The organism is Amycolatopsis roodepoortensis (genome assembly GCF_024628825.1).
GTDB classification, from domain to species: domain Bacteria; phylum Actinomycetota; class Actinomycetes; order Mycobacteriales; family Pseudonocardiaceae; genus Amycolatopsis; species Amycolatopsis roodepoortensis.
The window spans coordinates 7820385-7832063 of the sequence record NZ_CP102415.1; the positions used below are offsets into that span (position 1 = coordinate 7820385).

Genomic DNA, 11679 nt, shown 5'->3' on the forward strand with positions numbered 1-11679 from the left:
TAACCTTTCAGGGTGACCGCCCAGCCTCGCCCCCTCTCTCGCCAGCGGTGGCTGATCCCCGTTCTCGTGGTCGTGATCTCCTTGACCGTCGGCGTGGGGTTGCTGGCACGTGATCTCTACACGCGCCCGGAGGCCGCGCCCACCGAGCCGGTCGTGAGCGAGTCTCCGACGTCCGTCGCCCCGGAGCAGCAGCCCGGCTCGCCCGTCGTCGAGGTGACCCCGGACGTCTTCGCGCATCCGCAGTACCAGAACGTCCGGCAGGTGCTGCAGGGGTATTTCGACGCCATCAACGATCGCGACTATCCGAAGTGGACATCGGTGGTCAGCCGCGAGCGGGCGAAGACCAAGACCGCGGCCGAGTGGAGGAAGGACTACCAGTCCACTCGGGACGGCAGCATCCTCGTCTACCGCGTCGAGCCGGGCACGCCGAACACACTCCGGGTGCTCGTCGCCTTCACCAGTACGCAGGACGTCGAAGACGCGCCGCTGTATCTGCCGGAGGGGTGCATCCGCTGGCGGCTGGTGCTGCCGCTGCGGCTGGAGAGCGGGTCGTGGCGGGTCGACACGACCGACGGCGGGACCAACCCCGAGCACGAAAGATGCTGAAGTAAGGGGTGACATGGTCCCCGAGGCTGACGCGGGCGGGGGCCGGGCGGAATAGAGTCGCGGGCATGGCAATTGATCAGCCGGCCCTGCTGACCGACGCCTCGAGGGGGCTCACCAGCGAAGAGGTCGCCCAGCGGGTGGCCGCGGGCCAGACCAACACGGTCTCGACGAAGACCAGCCGGACGACCGGCGAAATCATCCGGGCGAACGTCTTCACCCGGATCAACGCGATCTACGGCGTGCTGTTCGTGCTCATCCTGTCGACGGGCTACTTCATCGACGGGTTGTTCGGCGGGCTGATCATCGTCAACAGCGCGGTCGGCATCATCCAGGAACTCCGGGCGAAACGGACACTGGAACGGCTCGCGATCGTCGGGCAGGCGAAGCCCACCGTCCGCCGTGACGGGCGGAGCAGCGAGATCGCCCCGGAGGACGTCGTGCTCGGGGACCTCGTCGAACTGGGGCCCGGCGACAAGATCGTCGTCGACGGCCCGGCGCTGACGGCCGACGCGCTGGAGGTCGACGAATCGCTGCTGACCGGTGAATCCGATCCGGTGGTCAAGCAGCCCGGCGACAAGGTGCTGTCCGGCAGCTTCGTGGTCGCCGGCAGCGGCACCTACCGCGCGGACATCATCGGCGACGAGTCCTACGCGGCGAAGCTGGCCGCGGAGGCCAGCAAGTTCACCCTGGTCAAGTCGGAACTGCGCCAGGGCATCGACAAGATCCTCAAGTTCATCACGTACCTGCTCATCCCGGCGGGCGCGCTGACGATCTACAACCAGCTCGCGGGCGACCAGGCGTGGCCGGACGCGCTGCGCGGCATGGTCGCGGCGCTCGTGCCGATGGTGCCCGAGGGCCTGGTGCTGATGACCAGTGTCGCGCTGGCGGTCGGTGTCATCCGGCTGGGCAAACGCCAGTGCCTGGTCCAGGAACTCCCGGCGATCGAAGGGCTCGCCAGGGTCGACGTGGTGTGCGCGGACAAGACCGGCACGCTCACCGAGAACGCGATGCGGCTGTCCGAGGTCCGGGAGATCACGCCGGGCCGTCCGGTGGACGACGTGCTCGCCGCGCTCGCCGCCGCCGATCCGCGCCCGAACGCGAGCCTTCAGGCGATCGCGGAGGCGCACCGGACCGATCGCGGCTGGCGGGTCTCCACGACCATGCCGTTCTCCTCGGCGCGCAAGTGGAGCGGCGCGTCGTTCGACGGCCACGGCGACTGGGTGCTCGGCGCGGCCGACGTCCTGCTGCCCGAGGGCGAGCACCGGACGGAGGCCGAGAAGATCGGTTCGCGCGGTTTGCGGGTCCTGCTGCTGGGCCGTGCCGAGCGGGCCGTCGACGCGGCCGAAGGCCCCGGCGAGATCGAACCGGTCGCGCTCGTGGTGCTGGAGCAGAAGGTCCGCCCGGACGCGAAGGACACGCTGGACTTCTTCGCGCACCAGGACGTCGCGGTCAAGGTCATCTCCGGCGACAACGCCATTTCGGTGGGCGCCGTCGCGGGCACCCTGGACCTGCCGGGCGCGGACAAGCCCATCGACGCGCGGAAGCTGCCGGACGACGCGGAGAAGCTGGCCGACACCGTCGAGGATCGCGCCGTCTTCGGCCGCGTGACGCCGTTGCAGAAACGCGCGATGGTCGGTGCCCTGCAGTCGAAGGGGCACACCGTCGCGATGACCGGCGACGGCGTGAACGACGTCCTCGCGCTGAAGGACGCGGACATCGGTGTCGCCATGGGCGCCGGCAGCCCGGCCACCCGCGCGGTCGCGCAGATCGTGCTGCTGGACGACAAGTTCGCCACCCTGCCGCACGTCGTCGCCGAGGGGCGGCGGGTGATCGGCAACATCGAACGCGTCTCGAATCTGTTCCTCACCAAGACGGTCTACTCGGTACTGCTGGCGCTGATGGTCGGCATCGCGCAGGTGCCGTTCCCGTTCCTGCCGCGGCACATCACGATCACCGCGTGGTTCACGATCGGCCTGCCCGCCTTCGTGCTGTCGCTGGCGCCGAACAACGAACGCGCCCGCACCGGCTTCGTCGGGCGGGTGATGCGGATGGCCGTCCCGGCCGGGCTGGTCATCGCCACCGCGACGTTCGTGAGCTACCTGCTGGTGTACAAGGGATCCGGACAGTCCGAACTGGACAAGATCCAGGCGGGCACGACCGCGCTGATCACGCTCATCACGATCGCGCTGTGGGTGCTCGGGATCGTCGCGCGGCCGTACCGGTGGTGGAAGATCCTGCTGATCGGCGGGATGGTCGTGCTGACGCTCGCGTTGTTCCTGATCCCGTTCACGCAGAAGTTCTTCGCGCTGGACCCGAGCGTGAGCGCGTACACGCTGTCGGCGTTCGCCTGCGCCGGGGTGGGGATCGTGCTGGTGGAGGCCGCCTGGTGGATCGGGCGGCATCTGGTCAAGCGCCAGGAGGCGTGACCGGGGAGTTCCCGAAGGAACGCGCCTTCGTGAGCTCCGGGGGCCGCACGGTGGGCAAAAGCGTGTTGTGAAAGCCACTTTCGCAACCTTCAACGTTGCGAAAGTGGCTTTCGCAACACCGCGTTCGCAGTCGCGTGGCCGGGATGTCGCGAAAGCCACTTTCGAGACATCTGATGTCCCGAAAGTGGCTTTCGCGACACGCCTGGCTCGCTGAGCGGACAGTAAGCCGCCACCCAGAAATACGTGAAGGCCCCCTTCACCGCGCTAGGCGCGGTGAAGGGGGCCTTCACGTACTGAAATCAGGCCGCCGGGGTGAACAGCAGCGCCGTGTTGTGCCCGCCGAAACCGAACGAGTTGCTGATCGCCGCGCCCAGCTCGACCTTGCGCGCCTCACCGGAGACGACGTCGAGCTGCACCTTCGGGTCCAGGTCTTCGAGGTTCAGCGTCGCCGGGATGAGACCGTGGTAGATCGCCAGGATCGTGGCGATGCCCTCGACCGCGCCCGCACCGCCGACCAGGTGGCCGAGCGCGCCCTTGGGGGCGGTCACCACGACGTGCTCACCGATGGCCTTGCGGATCGCCGCGGCCTCGCCGACGTCGCCGACGACCGTCGAGGTCGCGTGCGCGTTGACGTGGCCGACGTCGGCAGGGGAGACCCCGGCCATCGTCATCGCCTGCCGCATGGCGGCGATCTGGCCGACGCCCTCCGGGTGGTTGCCGGTGATGTGGTACGCGTCCGACGTGATCCCGTACCCGCTCAGCTGCGCGTAGATCCGCGCGTTGCGGGCCTTGGCGCGGTCCGCCCGCTCCAGGATCACGACGCCGGAGCCCTCGCCGAGAACGAAACCGTCACGGTTCACGTCGAACGGCCTGGACGCCTTGGTCGGGTCGTCGTTGCGCGTGGACACCGTCCGCGCCTGGGCGAAACCGGCGAGCGTGATCGGGTGGATGCACGATTCGGCACCACCGGCGACCACGACGTCGGCACGGCCCGAGCGGATCATCTCGTAGCCGGCGGCGATACCTTCCGCGCCCGACGCGCAGGCCGACGCGGGCGAGTGCACACCGGCACGCGCCTTCAGGTCGATCCCGACGTGAGCGGCGGGGCCGTTCGGCATCAGCATCGGCACGGTCAGCGGGGAGACCTTGCGGAGTCCCTGCTTGTGCAGAAGGTCGTTCTGGGAGATGAGGGTGACCGGACCGCCGACACCGGTACCGATGGTCACCCCGAGGCGCTCGGGTTCCACATCCTGATGCTCGTCGGTCGGCTGCTCGAAGCCCGCGTCCGCCCAAGCCTGCCGGGCGGCGATGAGCGCCACCTGCTCACAGCGGTCCAGCCGCCGGGCCTGGACCCGCGGCAGGACTTCGGACGGGTCGACGGCGAGCATGGCGCCGATCTTCACCGGCAGTTCGAGTTCGTCGACCCAGTCGGCTTCGATGCGGCGGATCCCGCTCGCCCCGGCGAGCAGGCCGTCCCACGTGGACGCGACGTCCCCGCCGAGCGGCGTGGTCGCGCCCATCCCGGTGATCACGACGTCGATGTTGCTCATTGGAGTCTCCCCAAGGTCGGCGCCAATCAAGAAGTCGGACTTACTTGGAGTTGGCCGACACGTAGTTCACCGCGTCGCCAACGGTCTTCAGGTTCGCCAGCTCGTCGTCCGGGATCTTGACGCCGAACTTGTCCTCGGCCTGGACAGCGATCTCCACCATGGACAGCGAGTCGATGTCGAGGTCGTCCACGAAGGACTTCTCGGCGGTCACGTCGTCCTGCGCCACACCGGCGACCTCTTCGACGATCTCGGCGAGGCCGGCGAGGATCTCTGCGTTGTCTGCCACTGGTTGTTCCCTTCTCGGTGATGCTTTCGGCTGCCCCGCGGACACGGTGCCCGCGGGGGAAGTATTCATCACGGGCAGACGAAGGCCTGGCCCGCGTAGGAGAGTCCGGCCCCGAAGCCCACGGCGAGCACGACGTCGCCCGTTTTGACGGTCCCGGCCTTGCGCATGTGGTCCAGCGCCAGCGGAATCGACGCGGACGAGGTGTTGCCCGAGTACTTGATGTCGTCGGCGACGACCATGTCCTCGCGGGCGCCCTTGGCACGCAGCTTCTTGGCGATGGCCTCGACGATGCGCAGGTTCGCCTGGTGCGGGATCAGGACGTCCACATCGGACGGTTCGAGCCCGGCGAGTTCCAGCGCCTGCATGGCGATCGGCGCGATCTGCGTGGTCGCCCAGCGGAAGACCGACTGGCCCTCCTGGTAGATCCACTTGTCGTCACGCATGTAGATCAGGTCGACGTGCTCGCCCGCGCTGCCCCAGGCGACCGGGCCGATCTGCGGGGTGTCGGCCGCGCCGACCACCGCCGCGCCGGCGCCGTCGGCGAAGATGATCGCGTTCGCGCGGTCGACCGGGTCGACGTGGTCGGTGAGCTTCTCGGCGCCGATGACGAGCGCCTTCTTCGCGCTGCCCGCACGGATCAGGTCCGAGGCGACGCCGATGCCGTAGCAGAACCCGGCGCAGGCGGCGTTGAGGTCGAACGCGGCCGGATGCGTGATGCCGATCCGGTCGGCCACCTGCGCGGCGGCGTTCGGGATCTGGGTGGGCATCGTGCAGTTCGGCAGGATGACCGTGTCCACTTCGGACGGGTCCACGCCGGCGTCGGCCAGCGCGGCGGTGCCCGCCTTGACCGCCATGTCGACCAGCGACTCGTCCTTCTCGGCGAACCGGCGCTCGATGATGCCGACCCGCTCGCGGATCCACTGGTCGTTGGTGTCCATGATCTTCGAGAGATCGTCGTTGGTCACGATCTTCTCGGGCTGGAAGCTCCCGACACCGAGGATGCGGGTCCCGGCGGCGCCCGGCGCCTGCCGCAAAGTGGATCGGTCGGTCACGAAGCGTCCTCCTGCCCCTGAAGCTTCGCCAGCTCGGCCGGCGTCTTCAGAGCGATCGTGGTGGTCACGGTTCCCTTGAGCTGCCGCTTGACCAGCCCGGTCAGCGTGCCCGCCGGCGGAAGTTCGAGCGTCGAGGTGACACCCGCGGAGACCAGACCGTCCATGGTCAGGTCCCAGCGCACCGGGTTCGTGACCTGCTCGACCAGCCGGTCGAGGTACTCGGCCCCGCTGGTGACGACCTGGCCGTCGGCGTTCGACAGCAGCGGACGCGTCGGGTCCGCCGGGGTGATCTTCGCAGCGTGGGCCGCCAGCGCTTCACGCGCGGGTGCCATGTAGGCGGTGTGGAACGCGCCCGCGACCTTGAGCGCGCGGACCTTCGTGCCCTCCAGCGGCTCGGCGACGATCTTCTCGATCGCGCCGGCGGCACCGGAGGCGACGATCTGGCCGGCTCCGTTGCGGTTCGCCGCGGCGAGACCGTGGCCCTCGAGCCACGCGACGACCTGCTCCGGGTCGCCGAGCATGACCGCGGCCATGCTGGTGGGCTCCAGCGCGCAGGCTTTCGCCATTTCCGCGCCGCGGACCGCGGCCAGGGCGACGGCGTCTTCGGGGCTCAGCACCCCGGCGACGGCGGCGGCGGCCAGTTCACCGACGGAGTGACCGGCGACCGGCGCGTCCGCGGCGACCGGGGCCTCACGCTGAAGGTGCTCGAACGCCAGCAGTGACAGCGCCACGATCAGTGGCTGCGTGATCGCGGTGTCCTGGATCTCTTCGGCGTCCGCTTCGGTGCCGAGGCGGACGAGGTCGAGACCGGCCCGCTCGGACCAGGCTTCGACGCGCGCGCGGGCGCCGTCGAGCTCGAGCCATGGGGAGAGCATGCCTGGGGCTTGGGAACCCTGACCGGGGGCGAGGACTGCAACTGTCACCCCATTAGAGAACACTCTCGGCCACCATGGTCGTGATGCCGACGCTCACCAAGTCCGGCCGACGTAATTGTCGGAACCCTCCAAAAGCGCCTTCCTGATCTCCGCGCTTAACCCAAAAGCCTTGTCGGGTTCAACCAGCTTTCCCTATGAGGTCCATCACTGCGCAGAGTTACCAACCGGTTCGCCGGAGGTCGTGCGCCCGCCTGAGCGATTTGCCCGTTTCGGCGAGCGCGTGCGCCGGATCCGGGTGTCGCGAAAGCCACTTTCGGGACACCAGACGTCCCGAAAGTGGCTTTCGCGACATGCCTCGGCCGAAGCAAGCCCGAATCGCCGGCTACCAGAGACCGCGGGCACGGGCCAGCCGCCCGACGGTCAGCGCCACCTTCAGCACCCAGGCGTCCCGCGATTCGGCGGCGTGGCGGCCGGTGAGCTCGGCCGCTTTCCGCAGCCGGTACCGGACGGTGTTCGGATGCACGAACAGCGTCCGGGCGCAGGTCTCCAGGACGCCGCCGCTGTCGAGATAGGTCTCCACGGTCCGCAGCAGCGCCGGGCCGGCTTCCTCCAGCGGTCGCGCGATCTGCTCGACCAGCAGGCGCTCGGCCTCGGGGTCGCCGGACAGCGCGCGTTCCGGCAGCAGGTCGATCGACCTCGCGGGCCGGGGCGCGCCGGGCCAGCCGACGACGGCACGCAGCCCGGAAAGCGCCTCTGTCGCGCTGTGGTGCGCTTCGGCGAGCGTGGGCACCGTCGGCCCGGCGACGACCGGACCCTCGGCGAAGGCGACCGAAAGCTTGGTGAGGATCTCGCGGTCCTTGACGCTGCCGTCGGTGGGCCCGGCGACGACCACGACCAGCCGGGAGCCCTGCACCGAAAGCAGCACCGGGCGTCCGACTCGCGCGGCGCGGCTGCGCACTTCGAACACGACGGCGGGCGGGTCGTCCGAGGTCGGGGTGCCGACCAGCGCGGTGGCGGGCGCGGCCGGATCCCAGCCGAGCGCGGCGGCGCGGGAGAGCACCGCTTCCTCGGCGTCGCCGCGGACGATGCCGTCGACGACCAGCGCCTCCAGCCGCGCGTCCCAGGCGCCTCGCGCCTCGGCGGCGGCCGCGTAGGAGTTCGCGGCGGCGAAGGCGATCTCCCTGCCGTAGCGCAGGATCCCCTCGATCAGCGCCGCGCGTTCCGCCTCGTTCGCGGCGAACTCCGGCAGCTGCTCCTCGAACACCTCGATCGCCAGCCGCACCATGCCGACCGCCTGCCGGAGGCTCACCCAGCGGGAAAGCTCGGCGGGGGCTTCGCGGAAGGCTTCCGTGGTGAGGGAGAGTGCCTCCTTCGTGTCGCGGAGCCAGTCGACGAAACCGGCGGCACCCGCCTGGGTGATCAGCAGGACGCTCGCGCGCTGGTCGGCGGGGAGGCGGGCGAACCAGCTCAGCCGCTCCTCCATCACCGCCACACTCGCGCTCGCGAGCCGGCCGGAGGCGTGTTCGAGCCGCCGGAGGGTCTTGGCGGACAGCCCGTGGTGCTTGGGCACACGCCGTCCGGAGGTCGCATCAGCCATGGTCAGCCGATCCTAGGCCGTGTCCGGCAAGTCGTGTTCGCGGTCTTCGCGAGCAGCCCTGCCGGACATGGCCTGGTCCGCCGGGCAAAGGGCGCCGTCATCCTGCGGCCTTTCGCCGCCGGCGTCCGAAGTGGACAGTCATCGGCGGTAAATGGTGAAAGGTATTCGGATAAAACTCGAGGCCGCCCGGCGCTAGCGTTTTTCGCTGCGCCGGACGGCCTCGTCTCCCCGGTCCCCACCGGTGGAACAAGTATGGGACTTGTCGATCTTTTCCCGCTAGCCGACTCACTCGATCGTGGGGCGCCGAGTTGCCGGTACGGGGCTCGTGATCAACGATCCCTCGCAAGCCGCACCGGGTAGGTCGCGGATGCGCAGAGGAGGGAGTTCGCCGTGGGCGAGCAGCTGAAAGACGGTCTGGGACAAGCATGGAACCTTGTCGCCACCTTCGTGCCGAAATTGCTCGGTTTCCTGATCATCCTGCTGATCGGCTGGCTGATCGCGAAAGCCGTGTCGAAGGGTTTGGGACTGGTTCTGTCGAAGATCGGTTTCGGCAAGCTCATCGAGAAGACCGGACTCACCGGAACGCTCAAACAGGCGAATGTCGACGCGGGCGGGATCCTCGTCAAACTCGTGTACTACTTCATTCTCCTGATCGCGTTGCAGCTCGCGTTCGGCGTATTCGGTGAGAGCAATCCGGTCAGCGCGCTGCTCAACGACATCATCGCGTTCCTGCCGCGGATCCTGGTGGCGCTGGTGCTGGTGATCGTCGCGGCCGCCGTCGCGAAGGTCGTCCGCGACCTGGTGACCGGTGCGCTGTCCACCCGGCTGGCCGGACGGCTGCTCGGCACGATCGCCTACTGGATGATCATGGCCTTCGGCATCATCGCCGCACTCGGCCAGGTGAACATCGCGACGGCCGTGACGGGGCCGGTCCTGATCACCGTGCTCGCCACCATCGGCGGCGTGATCGTCGTCGGCTTCGGCGGCGGCCTGATCAAGCCGGCGCAGGAGCGCTGGCACGGCTGGCTGGCCAACCTGCAAGGTCAGCTGGAGGCCGGGGACGGCAAGCGGGAGGTCCGTTCGGAGCCGCCGACTTCGCCCGTGGGCATCGGTCGCGTAGATTCCTGAGCATCCGCGCGGGCCCGGTGATCGAGGAAGGCACCGGGCCCGCGTGGAGTCGAAGGGCCCGTCGCCGCGGAACACGCGGTGGAGGGCCCTTCAGCGTCTCTCGAGCCCCCTGGCTGTTCCGCACCTCACACTCCCTAGGGAATGGCGTCGGTACGGAGCATGTTGGAGCGGTAGACGGAGAGGGGTGCGGACGTGGACTTCTTGCTGCACAACGGTGTCACGGTGCTCGGACAGTGGATTTCCTTCGCCGAGCTGGCGGGGCAGATCTTCGCGCTGGCCGTGGTCTTCCTGGCGCAACGCCGCACGTTGTGGACGTGGCCGGTGCAGGTCGGCGCCACCGTGCTGCTGTTCTCGGTCTACCTCTCCGCGCATCTCGGCGGCCTCGCGACCAGGCAGATCGCGATCCTCGCCATCTCGATCTACGGCTGGTGGGCCTGGTCCCGCCGCAGCGACCCGGTCTACGGCGTCGTCGTCCGCAAGGGCACGCTCCGCGAGCGCCTGGCGATGATCGGCGCGTTCGCGATCGGCACCGCCGCGATGGCGCTGGTCCTCGACGCGCTGAACGCCTCGTGGGCGCCGTGGCCGGACGCCGCGATCTTCGTCGGCACGCTGGTCGCCTTCGCCGCGCAGGGCGCGGGACTGGTCGAGTTCTGGCTGGTCTGGTTGGTCGTCGACGCGATCGGCGTCCCGCTTCAGCTGTCCTCGGGCTTGTACTTCTCCGCGGCGGTCTACATCGTGTTCGCCGGGCTGGTCGTGCACGGCTGGTGGAGCTGGAACCGGACCGCGAAGCAGGTCCGCACCGCTCCGGCCGCGGTCACTTCAGCCTCCGTCTGACCCGCGTTTCGTCCTCTGGATGCGGTAGTTGGCGACGCGAACCATCGCATCCAGAGGACGAAAGGCGCAGGGGTCAGCGCATGGTCGCGTGGGAGGGCTTGAGGTCGGCGAGGGTGCGGACGCCCAGCAGCTGCATCGTCCGGACCATCTCGGCGCGCAGGATGTCCACGCACCGCTGAACCCCGCGCTCGCCGCCGGCCATCAGGCCGTAGAGGAACGCGCGCCCGATGAGCACCGCGTCCGCCCCGCGCGCGATCGCGGCCACGATGTCGCCGCCGGAGAGGATGCCGGTGTCCATCCACACCTCGGCGTCGCCCTGGATCTCGTCGAGCACCGCGGGCAGCAGTTCGATCGGCGTCGGTGCCCGGTCGAGCTGACGGCCGCCGTGGTTGGACAGCAGCACCGCGTCGGCGCCGTGCTTGACCACGTCACGCGCGTCGTCGACGTTCTGGATCCCCTTCACCACGAGCTTGCCCGGCCAGGTCTGGCGGACCCAGTCGAGGTCGTCGAAGTTCAGGGTCGGGTCGAAGAGCTGGTTGAGCAGTTCGGCGACCGTGCCGTCGAACTGGCTCAGCGAGGCGAACGTCAGCGGCTCGGTGGTCAGCAGGTTGAACCACCACGCCGGGTGCATCGCCCCGTCGACGAAGGTCTTGAGGGTGAGCGCGGGCGGGATGGTCAGGCCGTTGCGGACGTCGCGCAGCCGCGCGCCCGCGACCGGCGTGTCCACCGTCAGCATGAGCGTGTCGAAGCCTGCCGCCCAGGCGCGATTCATCAGATCTTCGCCCGCTTTGTGGTCACGCCAGACGTAGAGCTGGAACCACTTCCGCGCCTCCGGAGCGGCCGCGGCGAGGTCTTCGATCGACGTCGTCGCCATCGTCGACAGCCCCATCGGGATGCCGTTGCGCTGCGCGACGCGGGCCACTGCGGCCTCGCCCTCGTGGTTCATCATGCGGGTGAATCCGGTCGGCGCGAACGCGAACGGCAGCTCCGAACGCTTGCCGAGGATCTCCTTGCCGGTGTCCACATCGGACACGCCACGCAGGACGTTCGGGTGGAATTCCACGCTGCGGAAGGCCTGCCGGGCGCGACGGAGGCTGTCCTCCAGCTCCGCGGCGCCGTCGGTGTAGTCGAACGCCGCCCGCGGCGTGCGCTTGCGGGCGAGCATCCGCAGGTCGGCGATCGTGTGCGCGCCCGCCAGCCGCCGGTCGGTCGGGTTGAGCACGATCGGCTTCGGCCGCAGGATCTGCTTCAGCTCACTCGGCTTCGGCAGTCGACGCTTGGTCACACTCACTCACCCTTCCCGCAAACATCCGATGTCTCACCCT

10 protein-coding genes are annotated in these 11679 nt (G+C 69.2%); 4 read left to right on the forward strand and 6 right to left on the reverse strand.

What is annotated here, in order from left to right; genetic code table 11:
- Positions 1-12: 12 nt before the first annotated feature.
- Both NQK81_RS37680 and NQK81_RS37685 read left to right on the forward strand, forming a co-directional pair.
- On the forward strand, positions 13-606 hold the full coding sequence (locus tag NQK81_RS37680; RefSeq protein ID WP_257485282.1) for a hypothetical protein: 594 nt from the start codon (positions 13-15) through the stop codon (positions 604-606).
- 65 nt (positions 607-671) lie between these two features.
- Positions 672-3032, forward strand: a complete 2361-nt coding sequence (locus NQK81_RS37685) for a cation-translocating P-type ATPase (protein ID WP_257485283.1) — start codon at positions 672-674, stop codon at positions 3030-3032.
- Positions 3033-3331: 299 nt separating this feature from the next.
- Here NQK81_RS37685 and NQK81_RS37690 read toward each other — a convergent pair whose 3' ends face one another.
- From NQK81_RS37690 to NQK81_RS37710, 5 genes are all read right to left on the reverse strand, one after another.
- Entirely contained in the window at positions 3332-4582 is a 1251-nt protein-coding gene (locus tag NQK81_RS37690; RefSeq protein ID WP_034311114.1) for a beta-ketoacyl-[acyl-carrier-protein] synthase family protein, read from the reverse strand.
- Between the two features lie 40 nt (positions 4583-4622).
- Positions 4623-4868: an acyl carrier protein gene (locus tag NQK81_RS37695; protein ID WP_004559006.1), complete on the reverse strand. Its 246-nt coding sequence runs from the start codon at positions 4866-4868 to the stop codon at positions 4623-4625.
- A 68-nt stretch (positions 4869-4936) separates the two neighbouring features.
- Positions 4937-5920, reverse strand: coding sequence for a beta-ketoacyl-ACP synthase III (locus NQK81_RS37700; protein WP_125692366.1), 984 nt, complete (start codon positions 5918-5920; stop codon positions 4937-4939).
- Entirely contained in the window at positions 5917-6795 is an 879-nt protein-coding gene (locus NQK81_RS37705) for an ACP S-malonyltransferase (RefSeq protein ID WP_257489923.1), read from the reverse strand. The genes NQK81_RS37700 and NQK81_RS37705 overlap by 4 nt, the downstream gene beginning before the upstream one ends.
- A 382-nt stretch (positions 6796-7177) precedes the next feature.
- On the reverse strand, positions 7178-8392 hold the full coding sequence (locus NQK81_RS37710; protein WP_126736013.1) for a PucR family transcriptional regulator: 1215 nt from the start codon (positions 8390-8392) through the stop codon (positions 7178-7180).
- A gap of 390 nt (positions 8393-8782) precedes the next feature.
- Between NQK81_RS37710 and NQK81_RS37715 the strand changes: the two genes are divergently transcribed.
- The gene (locus NQK81_RS37715) at positions 8783-9520 is read left to right on the forward strand and encodes a mechanosensitive ion channel family protein (RefSeq protein WP_257485284.1); all 738 of its coding nucleotides are present in this window, start codon (positions 8783-8785) and stop codon (positions 9518-9520) included.
- A gap of 192 nt (positions 9521-9712) precedes the next feature.
- Complete coding sequence (locus tag NQK81_RS37720) at positions 9713-10354, forward strand: nicotinamide mononucleotide transporter family protein (RefSeq protein WP_257485285.1); 642 nt, start codon at positions 9713-9715, stop codon at positions 10352-10354.
- A 73-nt stretch (positions 10355-10427) separates the two neighbouring features.
- Here the strand turns inward: NQK81_RS37720 and NQK81_RS37725 are convergent, their stop codons facing one another.
- Positions 10428-11639, reverse strand: a complete 1212-nt coding sequence (locus NQK81_RS37725; RefSeq protein ID WP_257485286.1) for an alpha-hydroxy acid oxidase — start codon at positions 11637-11639, stop codon at positions 10428-10430.
- Positions 11640-11679 lie beyond the last annotated feature (40 nt).